This is a genomic window from Vibrio sp. 10N.222.52.B12 (assembly GCF_002875385.1).
Classification (GTDB): domain Bacteria; phylum Pseudomonadota; class Gammaproteobacteria; order Enterobacterales; family Vibrionaceae; genus Vibrio; species Vibrio jasicida.
In genome coordinates this window covers 1-18426 of record NZ_MDAW01000027.1, presented here as the reverse complement: position 1 = coordinate 18426, position 18426 = coordinate 1, and the positions used below count along the sequence as shown (strand labels likewise).

At 48.0% G+C, this 18426-nt stretch carries 14 protein-coding genes and 1 pseudogene; 3 read left to right on the top strand and 12 right to left on the bottom strand.

All coding sequences use genetic code 11. The annotated features are described in order from the left end of the window. Positions 1-40 precede the first annotated feature (40 nt). Positions 41-940, bottom strand: coding sequence for an AraC family transcriptional regulator (locus BCT11_RS01735; protein WP_102386939.1), 900 nt, complete (start codon positions 938-940; stop codon positions 41-43). A gap of 184 nt (positions 941-1124) precedes the next feature. On the opposite strand from BCT11_RS01735, the gene BCT11_RS01730 reads away from it, so the two are divergent. Together BCT11_RS01730 and BCT11_RS01725 are read left to right on the top strand one after the other, a co-directional pair. Next, positions 1125-1988: a helix-turn-helix transcriptional regulator gene (locus BCT11_RS01730; protein WP_102386938.1), complete on the top strand. Its 864-nt coding sequence runs from the start codon at positions 1125-1127 to the stop codon at positions 1986-1988. Between the two features lie 91 nt (positions 1989-2079). Further along, the gene (locus BCT11_RS01725) at positions 2080-2667 is read left to right on the top strand and encodes a GNAT family protein (protein ID WP_102386937.1); all 588 of its coding nucleotides are present in this window, start codon (positions 2080-2082) and stop codon (positions 2665-2667) included. A 110-nt stretch (positions 2668-2777) separates the two neighbouring features. Here the strand turns inward: BCT11_RS01725 and BCT11_RS01720 are convergent, their stop codons facing one another. The 10 genes and pseudogenes from BCT11_RS01720 to BCT11_RS01675 all read right to left on the bottom strand — a co-directional run bounded on the left by BCT11_RS01720 (position 2778) and on the right by BCT11_RS01675 (position 16572). Further along, positions 2778-3044 carry a DUF2999 family protein gene (locus BCT11_RS01720; RefSeq protein ID WP_102386936.1) on the bottom strand — a complete coding sequence of 89 codons (267 nt, stop codon included), beginning with the start codon at positions 3042-3044 and terminating at the stop codon, positions 2778-2780. A 43-nt stretch (positions 3045-3087) separates the two neighbouring features. Then, positions 3088-4464 (bottom strand): MATE family efflux transporter, encoded by a 1377-nt coding sequence (locus BCT11_RS01715; RefSeq protein ID WP_102386935.1) that lies wholly within the window; start codon positions 4462-4464, stop codon positions 3088-3090. 83 nt (positions 4465-4547) lie between these two features. Further along, a pseudogene (locus BCT11_RS01710) lies at positions 4548-5411 on the bottom strand (helix-turn-helix domain-containing protein). Between the two features lie 99 nt (positions 5412-5510). Then, positions 5511-6620, bottom strand: coding sequence for a lipocalin-like domain-containing protein (locus BCT11_RS01705; protein ID WP_102386934.1), 1110 nt, complete (start codon positions 6618-6620; stop codon positions 5511-5513). Then, on the bottom strand, positions 6620-9145 hold the full coding sequence (locus BCT11_RS01700; RefSeq protein WP_102386933.1) for an ABC transporter permease: 2526 nt from the start codon (positions 9143-9145) through the stop codon (positions 6620-6622). Before BCT11_RS01700 ends, BCT11_RS01705 begins: the two co-directional genes overlap by 1 nt. Then, a complete protein-coding gene (locus tag BCT11_RS01695; protein ID WP_102386932.1) occupies positions 9132-9842 on the bottom strand; it encodes an ABC transporter ATP-binding protein in 711 nt (236 codons plus the stop codon). Before BCT11_RS01695 ends, BCT11_RS01700 begins: the two co-directional genes overlap by 14 nt. Positions 9843-10068: 226 nt before the next feature. After that, positions 10069-10314 carry a DUF3297 family protein gene (locus BCT11_RS01690; protein WP_102386931.1) on the bottom strand — a complete coding sequence of 82 codons (246 nt, stop codon included), beginning with the start codon at positions 10312-10314 and terminating at the stop codon, positions 10069-10071. A gap of 197 nt (positions 10315-10511) precedes the next feature. Continuing rightward, on the bottom strand, positions 10512-13631 hold the full coding sequence (locus tag BCT11_RS01685) for a hydrogenase expression protein (RefSeq protein WP_102386930.1): 3120 nt from the start codon (positions 13629-13631) through the stop codon (positions 10512-10514). Positions 13632-14151: 520 nt separating this feature from the next. Beyond that, positions 14152-14538, bottom strand: coding sequence for a hypothetical protein (locus tag BCT11_RS01680; protein ID WP_039973993.1), 387 nt, complete (start codon positions 14536-14538; stop codon positions 14152-14154). A 42-nt stretch (positions 14539-14580) separates the two neighbouring features. Next, positions 14581-16572: a peptidase U32 family protein gene (locus tag BCT11_RS01675; protein ID WP_102386929.1), complete on the bottom strand. Its 1992-nt coding sequence runs from the start codon at positions 16570-16572 to the stop codon at positions 14581-14583. A 217-nt stretch (positions 16573-16789) separates the two neighbouring features. On the opposite strand from BCT11_RS01675, the gene BCT11_RS01670 reads away from it, so the two are divergent. Further along, on the top strand, positions 16790-17239 hold the full coding sequence (locus BCT11_RS01670) for a DUF302 domain-containing protein (protein WP_102386928.1): 450 nt from the start codon (positions 16790-16792) through the stop codon (positions 17237-17239). 28 nt (positions 17240-17267) lie between these two features. On the opposite strand, the gene BCT11_RS01665 is transcribed toward BCT11_RS01670, so the two are convergent. Then, entirely contained in the window at positions 17268-18206 is a 939-nt protein-coding gene (locus BCT11_RS01665) for a hypothetical protein (protein WP_042600620.1), read from the bottom strand. Between the last annotated feature and the right edge of the window lie 220 nt (positions 18207-18426).

The window sequence follows — 18426 nt, the reverse complement described above, 5'->3', positions numbered from 1 at the left end:
ACTTGTGATCAAGAGACAGGCAACGATGCAGGCTTTTGGTTTATTTGATGGCGGTGCAGAAGCTAACGTCTGCATGGTGCGTTTGTGGGTCAAAGCTGTGGTAAAGCTCAAAGCAAGGGCGGTCGTCGTTCTCAATACCGGATTCAATTACCTTGCTCATGACATCATCCCACGCTTTGGAGTATTGGCTCGGGTCAGTAATGTGCTGGCGCATCACCGCATATTGACCGCCTGGGAAGTCTTGCAGCTCAATCCCTTTCGGAACTTCCGTATCTTCTGGCACCATCAAGCAGATGTCAGTGCGACACTTCTCGTCTGGCGTGATTTCAGGATTGTCATGGTAGATGAAGATGCAGGTATTGCCCGCCAAACCTTTCATTCCTGCCCATTGATACAGGCGACCTGATGGCTCTTCATAGCCTTGGCCGTAAGGGCCGTTTACGCGAATGTAAGCCAGTTTTGCTTTTTCAAAGTTTTGCGTTTCCATTGTCATGTTCCATTTGGTGAGTTCAGAGCCAGTATATGAATCGCTTGGTGTTACTTCGTTTCCATTCTTGCGCAACGTGTGTCCAATCTTGCTGTTTCGTGCTAATTCAGAAAACTGCTGGTAGTTTTCGCAGTCACGAAAGGCCGTAGGTGTAACGCCATAATGTTGTTTGAAGGCTTTGGCTAAGCTCTGTGAGCTAGAAAATCCGTACTCTAGGGCAATGTTCAATACCGGTTGTTTGGATTTGAATAAGTCATCGGCGGCGGCTTCTAGACGTAAACGTCGAATGAAATCAGCCAATGTCTCGCCTTGCACGGCTTTGAAGGTACGATGAAAGTGATAAGGGGAAAGGTGCGCCAGCGCAGCCACTTCTGGCAGGTTGAGTGGTTCATTAAAGTGTTGTTCTAAATAACGAATCACAGGAACCAGTCGTTGGTGGTAGTCGACGCGCATCGTGGTATTTCCTTGTTCTGTTCGGCTTGTTTTCTCTGCTCAAAGCCTACCGCAATCCAACAAGCTTGCAAGGGAGCAGGGTGAGAAATGCGTGGCGAGATGAGCGTCAATCAGTCACACTCAACGAGCAGATGTTTAAGCAAAAACGTTGCGCCCATTATCTTTACTAACCACTAGGACAATCATGATAGCTTGGAAACAGTCTCTGCCAGAGTACGAATGGCTCATTCATCAAGTTTGGTACTTGGAAGTGCCAGAAGGTGAAGTCATTGACCCCAAGCCGCGCCTTATTCCAAACCCGCGTGCTCATATACTCTTTACGCCACCAGAGCAAGGCTACAGTTACGACACGGGGGACATTAAGCTTGCTGGCAAAGGATGCCACTTATTAACGGCTAACGAACATTTACTGTTGTTGGAAGATACGGCTCCCATCAAGCGTATTGGTATCACCTTTCGCCCAGAGGGTTTGTATGCCATTGAGTCACGGTTTAGCGATGTGTCCCAAGTAGCTGCAATTAACCAATGCGAATGGTTTGATTGGCTCAACACGGCGTTTGATGTGCGCTTTCAACTGGGTCTATGGCAGTTAGAGTTGCAAGATTCACCGCAATGTTTGCTGGACTATATCAAGCGACATTTAGATGCGTTAGATATCGAACCTTGTTGCACCAAACCGTTTTTGGCATCGCAAAAAGCGGTGTCCGTGATGGATGCTCAAGCGCTACGCTCACCCGAGTTAGCGATGGATATTGATGAGATAGCCAAACAGTGCGCCTGTTCTCGAAGAACGCTTGAGCGCAGTTTCAAGCAAGTGGTGGGGTTGAGCGTTAAGCAGTATCAACAAATGGCACGTCTGGAGCAGATGATTTTGACTCTCTACAAGCAACAAGAAGCGATTGATTGGGCGAGCTTCTCACAGCAATTTGGTTTCAGTGACCAATCGCATTTGATTCGTACCCTCAAACAGCAGCTAAGAAAAACGCCGAGCAAGTACTTGAAAAAGCGTGACTTAACCATCGATATCTATGGCGACTTTGAGTCGTAATATATTGCTAATCAGCCCGAAAGTTGTCGCAAAAATCCAATTTTTCTCTTATCCGCTGGGCTACTATTTTCAGCAGATAACGAGGTAACACATGTCATATCAAAAACTAAAACAAGGCGAAGCCATTCCATTTAATGAATCGTTGACTATCCAACTGATTCAAGGCTCTGATCTACAAGATATTATCGAGATGCTGAACGACGATAAGGTCAATCAGTATCTGTTCTTCGCTCCTGCTGATAAAAGCCTGTATGAGGGTTTCTTTGGCCCTATTATTGAAAATACGGCACAAGCGATCAAAGACGGTGTTTGGCCAGATAGCCCAACGTTCGTGATTCGTGACCAACAAGGTCAGTACATGGGAATGTGTGCGGTGACCGCAGTGATGTTCTTAGCTGGCAACTACGAAGTGGGTTATCAGTTACCTACTTGCGCATGGGGCAAAGGTGTCGCGACTCGCGCTTGCCAAATGATGACCGAGATTGGCTTTACTGAGCTAAACGCCCATAAAGTCAGTGCCGATTGCTACGCTTCTAATGCTGGTTCTTACAAGACGTTAGAGAAAAATGGTTTTACTCAAGAAGGCCGTCAGAAAGACTACTACAAACGAGAGCAAGGCTTTGACGACAAGCTTTACTACGGTATGACCGCAGAACAATTCGCGTCTTTAAATCGCTAATAATTAGCTGACAGAAAAGTAGTCAAAAACAAAGTAGGAACAAAAAAGGCCGTTAACCCACATGCTCGGGTTAACGGCCTTTTTTATATTCAGCGCTAAATGGCTAAGACTTAGTTGCCTTGGTTTTGGCTTTGAAGTTTCTCTTTTGCTTCTTCAACCTTTGAGAAATCCAATCCCAACTCGCCTACGGCTTCTTTGATTAGCGCAGGGTTTTGCATCACTTGCGCCATCAGCATTTGTAGCTTGTCTTGTGGCAAACCTAGTTGGCTGATTGTTGCCATTGCCGCTAGAGGGTTTTGCGTCAGAGTCTGAAAAATCTCGTTGATTTGTTCGTCGCTGATGTTGTTCTCTTTTAGCAGCGCAATAATCGGGTTCATCGCATTTCCTTTTAATCACAGAATGAAATAGAACCCGAGTTTATCATTTGGCTGAGCTTGGTTGAACTAGCAACTGCGCTTGTTGTTCGATGTTTGATACCATGGCTCTGCGACGATAAATCAGCAGCATGCTCAAACTGATCACCGCAGTGAGTGCTTCTGCAAACACGATGCTTGCCCAAATACCGTCTTGTGGGAACAGTTTAGGTAGTATCAGGACGCCCAGTGCGACAAACACAAATCCACGGCTCAATGAAATCAGTGTGGCTTGTTTTGGTTTTGCAATCGCTTGGAACAAGTTCGCAATCACCATGTTAAAGCCCATCAAAGGCACACCAAGAAAGAAGAAACTGACGGCAGTTGAAGCCAATGTGATGAGACCATCATTGCTGCCAAGGTACGCTGCGGCGATGTTTGGAGCGAACAGCCAAACAATAATCAAAAACACGCTTCCACTACCAATTGCGGCTTTTAATCCCAGCTTTAAGATGTCATCGATACGCTCAGGGCGCGTAGCGCCGTGGTTAAAGCTGATGATTGGCTGACACGCTTGTGCGATGCCGACCATGACAAACAGAGCAAGAACGCCAACGTTGGTGGTTAAGCCATAAGCGATGATATGGCTCTCGCCGAACTGTGTTAGCAACACATAGTTGAACAAAACGATGGTCATGGCAGACGTCACTTCGATAAAGAAGGTTGGAACCCCAATGCTGATGATCTCTTTGGTTTTGTCCAGACCAATGCCTTTCAAGCTTAACTCTAACGACCCTTTCTTACGTGCAAAGTGGCTAAGCAGAATCACCGCGATGACGACTTGAGAAATCGCTGTCGCGTACGCAGCACCTTTCATTCCCATCCCCATTTCAATAATGAAGATGTAGTCAAAAAACAGATTAGCAATCGCACCAAGTGACATCGCGTAAGTTGCCAGTTTTGGGTTGGCATCGTTACGTACAAAGCACGATAGCACCCACGCTAAGGAGTACAAAACAAAGAACGGCAGCAATACGACTAGGTAATCGTGAGCCAGTTGCGCCATGTTGCCTGAGGCACCCATAAAGGCGATCAACTCATCAAGCCAAGTTAACGCAGCAACCACTGTGATAGTAGAAAGGATCGCAGTAAGCAACATGGACTGGCTGAACCAAAGTTGGCTCGAATCCGTGTTACCTTTGCCGATTTCTATCGACATTTTAGCTGCGCCACCAATGCCAACCATCATGGCAATAGCGGTGAAAATGGAAAATGGCGGAATGATCAACGAGATCGCACCAAGGCCATCTGGCCCCACGCCCATGCCGATAAAAAAGGCATCGCCCATGATAAAGAGTGACTTTATCACCATGCCTGTTAATGCTGGCCACAGGTACTGATAAAAAGATTTTGAAATGGGATCAGTTTTGAGATTGATAGCCATAATGTGCAAATAAAACCCGTTTGTGGTGAATTGATTGGCGGGTATTATCAGTACATATCGGTGCGGCTAAAAGGGATTATCGCCTATAGTGTTGTACTATCTACACATCTTAAGCGGAATTCTGCGGGTGATTCGCTCATTTGCTTTCGGTAAAAGCGGCTAAAGTAAGCGGGATCGTCAAAACCTAACTCAAAAGCGATGGTTTTGATGGTTTTGGCGGAAAACACCAGATCGCGGTTAGCCTCAAGCATGATACGGTCATGAATCAGTTGGGTGACGGTTTTTCCTCTCTCGGCTTTTACAATTTCGTTGAGTCGTTTGCTGGTGAGGGCGAGCTTTGATGCGTAGAACTCACATTTTTTCTCTTGTTTGTAATGCTGGTCGATAAGCTCGACCAATTGCCCCACTCGCATGTCGCGCTGTTCGCCTTTTCGGTCGCAGGCTTTTGCATGGCGCAATAAGTAGCGCAAAAAGCAATTGATGAGTGATTCCACCAAACCCCAGTCGCAGTCTTGTTCTCCCCGCTCACACTCTTGCTTTAACATGCCGAATAGCGGCTCTAGATGTCGAATCCCTTCTTCGCTGCAATCGATGTAAGGAGGGCGGTCACTGTGAGTGGCAAAGACGCTTTCGACTTATTGCGTGCTGCGTTTGTTGGTTTCAACAAAGCCAGCAGCAAACACAAGTAAACGAACATTGTTACCCATAAACTCAGATAGGTGCACTTGCCCTGGCGCGATGGTAAATAAGCGATTAGCTCGGTTTTCATATTCGACAAAATCGATGCTTTGTGTGCCTTTATCTTCTTTGCACCAAACCAGTTCCCAATACTCGTGACGGTGAGGCTCTAGAAACGGGTCGTCTTCATCGTCAGTAATTTCAATCGCTCGGCAAGGCTGGCCGAGGATTAATCGCACTCTGGGAATGATCGGTTTGTTGCTGTTCATGATAACTGTCGAATTTGCTCTGCTAGTGGACCTATTTATTATGAATCGAACCACTGAAATTCTGCACGGATTTTTTACTTAGCCTCTCACTTAGAGGGTTTAATACCCTGTTAACTCCATATAACCTGTACCTGAATGAGAGCCCTCAAGACGCACCGGGCCTTCCCAGTAAGGCACCGAAAGTGGCATTTTCGCGCTCGGGTTGAGTGCCGAAACCGTAAGCTCGATTTGCTGGTTAGGAATCGACACTTGCCACTGGGTTGGATACTTTCGCCCTTGGATTTCTGTTTGCTTGGTCGCCTTTAACTGAATGTCTTTTTGTGGGATAGCGATACCAGAGCCATCTTGCTGCATCAGCCTTGCACTGGAGTAACTGGCTAGTCCGGTTTTGGAATCCCGCAATTGAAACACTACCAAGCTGGTTTCGTCACTCAACCTTAGGGCAAACCAGTCCCAGCCTTGTTGTGAATCGAGCAAGAACTGCGAGCTCCACTCTCGATCTATCCAACCTTTGCCCGACACTTGATGGGTTTCGCCGTCGATCGTAACTTCACCGGAGACATCAATAAACGGTTGGCTGTAGTAATACGAAGCCACCTGACCATCGGCGCTTTTGGTGCTGTAACCTTGCTCGCCTTGCTTTTGATACGGTGCGCTGCTGGTAAGCGTCAGCGAATAGCCAAACTGTTCGGAGTTCGCCTTCAATGTGGCAGGGAAGAGATCGGTGGTTGAAGAAGACCACTGCCAATCATCGAGGTAAACCCGAAATGGTGAAGTGTTGACGCCAGCGAGAGAGGCTTGGTCGCGCGACCATTTTTCATCGGCGTAGTGTTTGTCGGTTGTCGTGACTGCGCTGTGCGCCATGTAGATTTGCTGAGTTTGCCAATCGGTTTTCTTCGCTTCATCTTCGCCTTTTGGTGGCGCAGCGGCAAAGCGAAACTGTGTCCATTGAACGCCAAGTGGGTTGCCGTCTGCATCAATTAAGTTAGCGGTTAAGTACCACCATTCATGACGAAAATCCGGGTGTGCTTGATGATCGGTAGGAAAGGTGAGTTCAACCCCTTTTTCTACGGGTGTGAATAGGTTGCTCTCGCTTTGCGTATCTCCGCTTCCCAGCAACGTGCCCATATTTTGTTGTTGGGGATCTTCACAACCGAACAGGAATAAGCTGCTTATGAGTAGAGTAAGTGTGCTTGCTAATCTAGCCATCACAACACCTCGCTTTGCAAACTGGACACGACAGGCTTGCTGACCAATCGCCACAGCGGAATCAAGGTTGCGATCACTGCCACCAAGATGGTGATTGCCGCAATGCTCAGCGCATCACTCCAATTCCACAGATAATTTAAGCTCCAACCAAAAGCGCGCAAGGTGACGATGTCTGTCAGTACATAGCCAACCATGGCACCGAGGGGCAGGGCGATAACCAGAGTAAAACTGACCAGAGCGACGATCTGTCCGACCACCATGGTCATTAATTTACGACGACTAACACCAAGAGCGTACAGCCTTGCAATGGCGGCTTTGCGCGCGTCGAGCAACATGAAGCAAGCACTGAACAAACCAATCACCGCGACCATCAACGTCACGCCGTTGAGTGCGCGCGTAATGGCGAAGGTCTGCGAGAATATATCCAACGCGATGGATTTGATTTGCGCCTGATCGTAGAGCTGACTTGGATGCAGATTCAATTGTTCGCGCAGTTGCTCGTAGACGATTTGTGGGTCACCCGAGACTTTAATACCAAGGCTTGTTGGCAGGTCGGTAAAGCCACTCTCTTGCCATAATTTGGGTGCTAATAAGACTTCACCGTTAGGTGAGCCGTAATCGTGGAATACCGCACCCACAAGTAGGTTCTTATTTGGAACGGCATCAAGCGTGAGCTCGCTACCCAGTGATAAACTCAGTTTGACCGCAGTAGGTTCACTGATGGCGACTAATTCACCTTGGTAAAAACGTGACCAGAAGTTCTCCAAATGCGATTTGAACACCATGGTTTGCTCTAAGGTGTCTTTGTCTTTGGTGCCAAGCAAAATTGGTAAACCTTGTAGGTTATCGTCGACGTAGTATTGCTTGTAGACGGTCTCAACCTTGTCGAACTGCCCTAACGCGCACTCTACATCAGCGATTTCACCCTGTGCAGGGCTGACGTAAATATCGGCGTGTAGCCTTTGTTCTAACCACTGTTTTAAGGTGGATTCAAAGCTGCCAACTAGCGTGTTCATCCCCATATTGGCAGTAACGGCGAGTAGCAGTGCCATCATGGCGAGAGAAAGCGGAGAAATCAGCTCGCGCAGCTCAGCAAACAGATACTGCATCAAACCAGAACTGGTGCGCTTTTCACACCAATTGGCTAACACGCTGAGTGTTTTGGGTAGGTGAAAAGGAATCGACACCACAAGCACGCCGAGCCACGCCATGGTGAAGCGGTGATGCTCACTCAGCCATAACCCTGCGAGTGCGAGAGTCGTCAACGCAGCACCTATCACGAACAATTGGCTTTCGCTAGAAGCTTCAGGTGCTTGATAAAATCCACCATGAGAGGAAAGCGGCTGGCGCACTCGCTGTTTAAAGTGCTGCCAACACGCCAATAGGGTTGCGGCTAACGTGAGCAGCAGCGCTTGCGCCCACCATTGCCACTGCCAAGTGCCGGGCAGCAGTGTCGCACCATAAAGTTGTTCTAGAGTCAGTGCCACGGTCGGATGTAACCAGTGGCTAAGCTGCATGCCCAATACAAAACCGAGGGAAGCGCCGATGGTAACGAGAAGAGAGAGTTCAACTAACAGCGCAGAGAACACAATGCTCGGCGCGACACCCGCCTGTTGAATCTGCACTAATAGCCGATTGCGTTTAAGCAAGCTGTACTTTACGCCGTTGTAGGCAATGAACAGCCCGACTAAAAACGCGAGTAAGCTCATTGCGGTGAGGTTGAGGTGAAAGCTGTCGGTCAGCGAGCCAAGGTCTGTACTTTGATTATTGGAAATCCATTGTCCTTGTTCACCAATGATGCTTTGCCAATTTGCTTGCGTGTCTTTATTCCCTTTATCACCCGAATGGAAAACTGCAATGTAACTGAGCTGTCCTTGTTTATTGAGCAGTTGCTGGGCAAAGCCTATGTCCATCAACATTCGGCTACCTAACTGCCATTCGTCTGGTAGCACCACCACTTGGGTTGGAATGTCATCCAGAGTTAGGGTTTCTACTTCCCCTAAGTTTTGATGTTGAGATTGGCTCATCATCACGATTGGCTTGCCGGCTAAAAGCTCAGGCAAAGGCAAAGCACTGTCGAACAAAGAGACGTTCGGTTGGTTTTCTGATGACTTTCCGTTTGTAGAATACCGAGAACGCGAAGAGATGGCGGCAATTAACTCGCTACCTTGCACTGACCAGCGACGCCCTTGTTCATCTCTGACTCGCCCTTCGATTACAGGTAGCGCTGCACTGAGTCCGTTTTGTCTGAGGGTGAAGTAGAGCGATTCGGGCAGATAGTTTTGCCCTGCTGGTGGAATAATTAAGTTTTGAGCTTGTGCGCTAAGCTGCTCGGTAGACTCTGCATAACTGCGCTTGGCATTAAGGTTGATGGCCTGCACCGCAACAAACAAGGTCACGGCCAGCACGATACCGATCAGAATTGCGGCGGCTTGCAGTGGCGCCTGCCGATAGTGCGCTACAAACAGATTCAGGGCGAGTCGAGTATGAGTAAATCTGGTGTTTGATAGCTTAGCTTGCTTCATGGCGAAGCTCGTGTTTGTTTACTTGATGATTGTTCTGTAGCTGACTGTTATCCAAGCGCAGCCGTGTTTTCATAAACTCAGCGCATTCAGGACTGTGGGTGACTAACAGCACCGCCGTATTGCCTTGAGTGGTGATTTCACTCAGTAGTTTCATCACTTCCAAACCAGCTTTTTGGTCGAGGTTACCTGTGGGTTCATCGGCGAGTAGAAGCTTAGGTTTGTGAGCCAATGCGCGCGCAATTGCGACCCGTTGTTGTTGACCACCGGAAAGGGCAGAAACATGTCTATCGAGAAGTTGACTGATGCCTAGAGTCTCGACCAAATAATCGCACCAGTCGTTCCATTTCTGTTGATTCAAATGCAGAGGGAAGGCGATGTTTTGCTGCACGTTGAGCGGCGTTAATAGATTGAATTGCTGGAAGATAACACCGAGTTTTTGGTGTCGAAATCGGCTCCATTGTGGGTCTTTCCAAGCCGCTGTGTTATCGCCATCTAACCATAACTCACCTTCGGAAAGTGGCTCAAAGCCAGCGATGACATTGAGTAAGGTACTTTTGCCGCTGCCACTTGCGCCCGTCAGTGCAACACTCGCTCCTGTGTTCAACGTAAAGTCGACCCCTTCCAACACACGATGTGTCTCTTTGCCATCGACAAAGCTTTTGCTGGCGTGTTTGAGTGTGACAAGTGGGCTTTCCATTTCCTCTCCCTGTATTCAAAAGGTGTCGTTTCTTTTGGCAATGGTTATTGCAGTAAGTTCTATAGAAACTTTAGACAACAATAAGATAAAAACAGCGATTTACATCGATTTCTTAATAACTTGTACTGAAAAGAAGAGGGAATAGGTTAATCGAGAAAGGGATATGACGGGCATTAAAAAAGCCCGAGTCAGACTCGAGCTTTCAAATACATTCAGCGTGGTCAGCTTACACGTAGTATGCTTCAACTTCGCCTTTAAGCTTGATTAGCATTGGGTTGCCGAAACGGTCTTTTGCTTTAGGAGATGCAATTTTTACCCAACCTTCGCTGATGCAGTATTCTTCTACGTCAGTACGCTCTTTGCCGTTGATGCGAATACCGATTTGGTGCTCGAAGCATTCTTTGATGAAGAATGGGCTACGTGGGTTACCCGCTAGGCGATCTGGTAGAGCTGGTTTAGCTGTATCTGTCATGTTTGTGACCTTGAAGTCATTAAAAAAAGTGCGCCATTGTAGTCAGTGCAAGGCGAGTGTTCAAGAAATGTTGATGTGAGTTTGAAGCACATAACACCTAAGTCACCTTAAGCTTTGACCGTGACTCCCTTGCCTGATGATGTAGATACAAAGATACCGCCTGTTTCGGCGGTATCTCTTTGACCATTTAGGAATGGTTACGAGCAGCTATCAATCAACGTCCAGCCCGAGTATGGGGCAGCAGGAGTGAGAGTCGAGTCTGTCCAACGGTCGGCTTCATACAAGCTGCCTTGGTAGGTCACTTGTTCGCCCGGTTGGTACTGTCTTTGCTCAAACTCTGGGATGTCGGCACAAATGCCATCACCGCCACCGCTGTTATCACCAACGACTTTCAATGAAGTTGAATCTGAGGCATTTAGCTCGCCATCAGAAACCTGCACTGAAATCGAGAAAGTGAGGTCTGGGTCTGTGACCGGAGCCGTTACCACTAGCGTGTCGCTATTGGTGTCGCCGACAACTGTCAGGTCAGAAGGAACCTCCCATTGATAGCTAATCACGTCGCCATCTGGATCAGAAGCGTTAGCGGTGATGGTTACGCTTTCGCCGCTGTTTACCTGGTAGTTCGGAGACAGTGAAACGCTTGGTGGATTATTATCGACTGGTGGCTTATCGCCGCCGTCACCGCCCCAAATTGAGCCGTCACAATCGTTGCCAACCAAACACGTTGGGTTTTGCGCGTAAGCGTCGACTTTGTTGTCTAGCCAGCCGTTGTCCGTGCCATTCGAACCTATGGTTACAACTGCGGTTGTTGAGCCACCACCCCACAAAAGGGCAAACACGTTGCTCTTCGGTAGATCTTGCATAGCCACGTGAGACCAGTCGTAGCCCGCGTCTTTTTCTAGCAATTCTCGAACGTTACTCGCACCGTTGTAAGTGGTTGGATTGAGCTGCTTGTCGAGTAGGCCAGTACGTACGTTGTTGATGTCCGTGCCGATGCGCGCATCACCCATAAAGTAAGAGCCGCCGGACGCTTCATGCTCTACGTTGATCAGTGTATTGCCTTCATCTTGAGTCGGCATGTGGCCACCTGGGATTTGCCAAATCATGGCCGGAGACTCAACGCCATCACTGATGGTTTTCACATACGATAGGTAACGCGTCCAGCTGGTGGCGTTGTACGCGTAGTTCGCGATCGCTTCTGAGCCGAAACCGTCGCGCTCATATTTGTCGAACACAATGTAATCTGGTTGGTAAGTGCCAGTGTAAACATCCAGCGAGTTGACGAAGTTCGCCACTTCTTGGCCTTTGTCAGTAGATTGGTCGTCGGTCTGGTGAATCCAGTTGGCAGAGCCTACCGCCCACAAGTTGATTTGCCAGCCGTACGTTACGTCTTCTGCTAAGCCATTCATGATGAAGTTGAGTGACGCAATGTAGCCTTTCAGTGTGTTCTCGAATTGAGGAACGGCCACTGGTGATTGATAACCGTAAGTCGTCTTCATGTAATCCAACGCACGAGCGAGTTGGTCATTCACATTGACCGCGCCCGCTTGGTTTAGATCGTCCACATGGCTTGGATTTTTCTGTAGTTCACCTAAGAAGTCAGGGTTAAGTACAAACGACATTGGCGAGCTGCCATCACCAGCCGCGTACTCTTGCGCCGCAATGGCTTGAGTAATGAAGGTCGCGTAATGTTTGTAGAGCAATTCATCATCAACTAAGTCTGTCCAACTTGCACCACCACTTGCGTTTGCAGTGTAAACCACCATCACTGGCAGTACGTGATGGCCTGAAAGGTCTGAAGCGCTTTGTGCGTTCGCGTAGGTTCTATGCAGTGGAAGCTCGTCTTTCGCCAAGATCACGCCCGGATCACCCGAGCCACTTAAGCCCGCATATTTGAAGATGGCATTGACCTTGGTTGCACCTATTTCATTGGTGGTCTGTTCGCTGTCGTTCGTCACTGTGCCATTTGCTACGTAATCTGGGAAGCCTTTGACTGCAAGACTCATCGCTTCACGAAATGGTAGCGTTAGCAACAACGGAGCATCACTTTGCGTGACAGAGACGGATTCATCCCCGTCATAGGCGTAACGCGTGTCTCCAGCAAACACCGAATCGATTTGGATATCGTACTCACCCGGCTTAACGTCGTCAGGCAAGGTGAATGGCGAGCTAGTAATTTCGTAGCTGTAGCGACTAGAGCCATCTTTCGCGACAAGGTTGAGCAAAATTGGCATCGCTTCTTGAGGTAAGTCGACAATACTTGCTTGAACGGTAGTGAAGTCGTCACTCGCGATAGGCGTTTCAACGATGTTGGTGCTGATTTCCGTCGCCGTGTCTTTGTTGACCAAGACATCGAGGTTGTCGCTCGGTTGGTAAAGCACGTTGTTTACCGTAATAGGTGAGTAGGAGAGATCGTATTTGTGGTTATCAAGCAGTTTGCTGATGTCGATCTCGCTGCCAAATGGCACCACTAGGCTGCGTTCAACGTCTTGTGTGCCTGCCGCTTTCACGGTGGCATCTGCGGTTAGGCTTGCCGTAATGCCATCCAGTGCAGGCATTGTGAGCGAGATGCTTGCGTAGTAGATAAACGCGTCGTACTGCACGGAAACACTCGGCTGCGTTGCATCGCTATCGACAGTCACGGTTGAGGTTGGCGAGGAAGCGTGGGCAATCCCCATTTCGCTCGTTACATCTTGAGCGGTGACTTGATATTCGCCATCTTGGAGGTGCTCTAGAACGAAGCTGCTTCCCCACGGCACAGACACGGTCTCACTGTAGTTCTCACCCTCGACCAAAATCGATGCCGCGGCTAGGCTGGCGTGCGGTGCACTTGGTGCTTGTAGGGTGATTTTGCCTTGAAGCGCAGGATCATTCTTGATGATCACCTTCTCGACATGCACGTCGTTTCCATCGATGTAATCACCATTGGTAGCATTAAGACCAAAGAAGATTTGAGCTGTTTGACCATCGTTTAGAATTTGTGACGTGCTGTCATGAGTAAAGACAAACGTATTGGGAGCAGGGCTGCTGACATTAAAAGGTGCACCCCATGAGCTATTCACCGTCGCGTCTTTGTCTGAGGTAACCCAAATCTCTGCGTCCGCCAAGTCTAATTGCTGACCTGAGATATTCTTCAAATCGACCTGCGCTTGTGAGTACCACTGGTCAACCTGTGGCACGGTTATCGTGGCAGAGACTGACTCGCTTTGAGCGGCCGTTATGATGTTTTCTTGTGTTGCGCCGAGTGCAGAGGTGGCCATGATTGGGGAACCCATGAGCACCGCTGTTACCATCAAACTGATTGTTGTTTTCTTCATTGTTGAATCCTCATCACTTGCTTTAAAAAGCTAAGTGACTGTCCTTGTTGATTTTCTATTTCGTGGGGGATTTCCGGCGAGGACTTCAAACACTAAGCAAAAGTCACAAAGAGAGGGAAGCCCCTTGATCTAACCACTGCCGAAATCACTCATATTTTTTGCTTACATCCAGTTACAAATGAAAAGAAACAACTCAAAATTTGAAGGCCGATTCAGAAAAAAAACATCATATGCGCTTGGTTTTATAAATTGAGCTAATTTATTGATTAGGATGAATATTGATGTAAATTATTGATGGCTAGAGTATTTATTTGATTAATGCTTTGGGTTGGGTGGGAGAGCATTGTTGGGGCGAATAAAATGAATTGCTAATACGATGAGAAAAGTGGATCTTGAGCCCAAAAATAAGCTGGTACAGAGTCAGAATAAGCGGGATAAAGTGATAAATTGGATGGCGATTTTGGTGTTCAAAACGGCCATCCAAGAGGTAAAAATCAAGAACAAAATCGCCTTGAAAGGGTTAAGCGCGATAAAACTTACTGTCGTTGAAGACGTCACGGTCACGCGGATCGTTCGATAGGAACATCCACATCTCTTTCATGCTTTGTTCAAAGAACTCCTCTTCAAACACCACCATAGAGCAATGCTCACCAAGCCCAACCACGAAAGGTTCGAGTGCTTCAAACCCAATGCGTTCGATGTCCTCAATATCAATGAAATACAGCTTTTTATCGGTTCTTTGTTCGCTTTCTGCGGGTAATTCGCCTTTACCAAGCACTGAAAAGTTAAGCTCAACGGTTAAACCTGTACGGTTTTGTTTGAGTTCATAAACCGCTTCCGTTTGAGCCATCACGCTGTAGTTCAAATCATCAAAGTAGCTTAGTGTTTCTTGCTTCATTGGGTGCATAAGTCTTCCATAAATTGTGCAGTTGAATCTGATGAGATTCCGTTACAAGCCTTTCAAGTATTGAGCGTTTGCCGTCGGGTGAATCGCGGTATTAAGTGCCCCAACATGCTGCTCATTGTGTTCATTCAACAGAGCGGTAAAGGCATCGATCAATTCAGGTTTGGTCATCGTGACTTTAGTTTCTGTCTGGATCTCGCGCAGGTCGATCAATACGTCAGTTAACAGCTGTGGCAAATCCTGCAGTACTTGCAGGTTCAATACGTTGTGCTCGCTGTAGATCGAGTTGTGACTGCCTTTTTGTTTTTGCACCACATACGGGTTGTCTTTTAGGTTGATGATCGATGTGCGCTTGTCACAACGCTTCAAACAGCCTTTATTTACCTTAATCTTGCGGCAACCTTCGGTTTGTTGGAACAAACACTGGCGACTGGTAAGCAGAGTGTTTGGGTGGTAAATACTGTAGTAGCTGCGCATGTTGTGCGGGCGCTTAATGTGGCGCATCTGCTTCATGTTCAGCTCGTTAGAGATAAACGCACCGCTTGCGGCGAACTCTTCTTGCAAACATTTGAACGAGTAGGAGTTCACCGTGTTCATCTGCGGACCTGCAACCCAACCTAATCCTAGCTCTTGAGCCAACATGCCCACGCCAGAGTTGTTGGTGATCGACAATTCTGGTTTCACTGCTTCTAAGAATGCACGTGAGGCTTGGTAATCGTCACCAATCAAAATCGCAGGGAACCAAGGTTTCAATCTAGGGTTTGTTTGGAATAACTCAATCATCGCATTCAGTTCACCCGCCAATCCCATTGGTAGCTGGAAATACACATCGACATTGCTGCTTTCGCATAGTGCGGTGTCTTCTGCTGATGAAATCAAGACAGATAGCTTCGGAGCGCCTTCGCGAATATCTGGTTGAGGTAGCGTCGGTAAAGTCGGTACATCAATCGCGCCTTTTAGGCTGCTGCCAGAGGCTTGCGTTGAAGTCACATCAAAATCTTGAGTCTTCTCTGCAACCTTCTCAATGATTGCGGTTTTGTCGTCGTAGAGCTTCTTCTTCACGCCTTGCACATCATCGGCGGATTCGCATTTGTAGATCTTCGAGAAGTGTTTTACGGCGTGATCGCGAGGGTTGTCGATGTACATCGCTTTACCGAAATCACCTTGCAAAAACGCGTTAGAGAAATCGCGGTTAAATACGGTGTACAACTCTGTGGTGTCGTTCGACAGTTCTACGCCATCACATAAGCGGTCAATCTGTTTACGCCAGTTATCGACTACGGTGTAAACGTAGTGAGATTTCTTAATGCGGCCTTCCACTTTCAACGAATACACGCCCGCATCGGCAAGCGCTTCTAAATCGCCAAATGCTGAGTTGTCCTTCATGTTGAGAGGGTAGCTGTTGCCTGTTTTGGTGGTTTCGTATTGCTCACGACAAGGCTGGCTACAACGACCACGGTTGCCCGAAGCCCCGTTGCGCGCAGAGCTGATGTAACAGATGCCAGAGAAACCAATGCAGTAAGAGCCGTGCACAAACACTTCCATCGTCACGTCATGCTCACGACCAAACTGAGCCAGATGCTTGATCTCATTGATGTTCAGTTCACGAGATAGGTTCACGCGGCTCGCCGTCAACTGATTCAGGAACAAGATCTGTCCTTCGTTGTGCGTGTTGAGCTGAGTGGAAGCGTGTACGTCTAGATCTGGGAAATGATTCTTGAGAATGTAAGCCAAACCAAGATCTTGCACGATCACGCCATCAATTGCGGTGGTGTTTAACTGGCTGAGCAAACGCACGATGGCTGGGATTTCGCTTTCCAGTATCAATACGTTCAGAGTCAGGAAGATCTTACAGTTGTGCTGATGAGCTAGCGTCAGCACGCCATTCAAGTTATCTAAAGTGAGGTTGGTCGCTCGGTTGCGGGCATTAAAACGGTCTAGTCCGCAGTAGATAGCATCGGCACCCGCAGCAATGGCAGCTTTGATGGAATCCAGATCGCCGCCTGGGGCTAATAACTCAAATTGATCGCGTGTCACTAGTTATCTCTTACTCAGTAAAATAGGTCACGTATTTTATGTGCTTCACGGTTTTAATGTTGGACTGATTAACGCTTTATTAATCTGAATCAATTTTCACTCTGAGTCGGTCTATTGTTGATAAGGAAAGCCGAAAATCAAACACGTACAAGTCGCGAGTATGGGTCTTGGCTTCTATAGTTTTGGGTAGTGAAATCGAAGCATAAGGAATCAGCAGATGGTAAAAGCAATAACGGTAGGATTGGTCGCAGTGTTGGCGTCATTTTCCTCTTTGGCAGAAGACAGTGTGGTACGAGTCGAGAGTCAACATTCGGTGCAAGATACCGCGAATAAGTTTGTCGAAATCGCGCAAAGTAAGGGCTTAAACGTCTTTGCGCGTGTGAATCACCAAGAGAATGCGGCTAAGGTCGATATGGCACTACGACCAACCGAAGTGATTGTGTTTGGTAATCCCAAAGTCGGCACGCCGCTGATGCAATGCGCTCAAGAAGTTGCGATAGATTTGCCGCAAAAAGTGTTGGTTTATGAAGATGCAGAAGGCAAAACTTGGCTCGCTTACAACAACCCAATGTATTTAAAAGAGCGCCACAAGATTGAAGGGTGTGACGAGGTGTTAACCAAAGTCAGTGGTGTACTGAGTAAGCTCACAGGGGCGGCTGCTAAGTAGACTTTCGACGTCCTTGAGAGCTTGATCATTATGCCGCCTGAGGTCTTGGTCTTTCCATGTGTGAGCAGCATTCTGGAAGCCATCCATTGCGATGAGCGGCGTTGTATGCCCCGCGACAGCAGCGTAACCAATCTCGCTTGTTTGCGAAGTAGGATGCGCTGCCTTTGCAAATTTTGAGCGTCCACTTTGAGCGAGCAGAACGCATGTGTTCACAGCACTTTTGTGTCCAGCCATTGCGGTGTGCTGCGAAATACGCGCCACTGCACCCTTCTTGCCATGCAGTTCGCGTACGATAATTAGCTGCACTGGCTTTACATGTTTCGAACGTCCATTTTTTCTGTGTTCTTGGCGCCCCCATGTGCTCACAGCATTCGTCTAACCATCCGCGATTTCTCGCTGCTTGGTAAGCGCTTTTGCAAGCGGCAATCCACTCAGTGCGGGTCTGGAAGGCGCTTGCGCTCTTGACACAGGCCTCTCGATTCCACTTCAACTCTATTTGTTTCATGTGCTGGCAGCAGTCTTCTAGCCAGCCGTTTCGGTTGGCCGCGTTATAAGCACCGCTGCAACCGCGCTGCCAATCGGAGCGTGTTTGGTACTGTTTGGCGTTGTCTGCACAAGTTTCGAAGGTCCATTTTTTACCGGTCCGAGAAGGGAGCATATGTGCACAGCAGTCCTCCACCCAGCCGTTTTTACGGGCGGCGTGATAAGCGCTTTTACAGCCCCGGTTCCATTGTGACCGTGTGTTGTATCGCGCAGCGCTTTGTTTGCATTTCTCAAATGTCCATTTGATGCCGACTCGCTGCATGTGCGCGCAACACTGATCTAGCCATCCATTACGATAAGCGGCGCTGTAGGCTGCCTTGCACCCTTCGCACCATTGGGTTCGTGTTTGATAATGAGCCGCGCTCTGTTTGCACAGTTCGAGACTCCATTTTCCGCGTTTTTTGGGAAGATCCATTAGGTTCATAAGCGCACCCCTTCAAACGTTTTTAACTGGTGATGTTGAGCCGTTTCCCTAGATAAAAGTCTGCCGTACTCTCTGTGGAGTTTGCTTTCGCTAACAGGTGATGGTGATGATTGTTATGCCTTTTTGTACGGTTTCTTCGCCCTTTCGGGTCAAATGAAGACAAAAGTAGCGGAAGGAAAAAAAGCAAACCCCGCTCGTGGCCTGTCTCTTATACACAAAT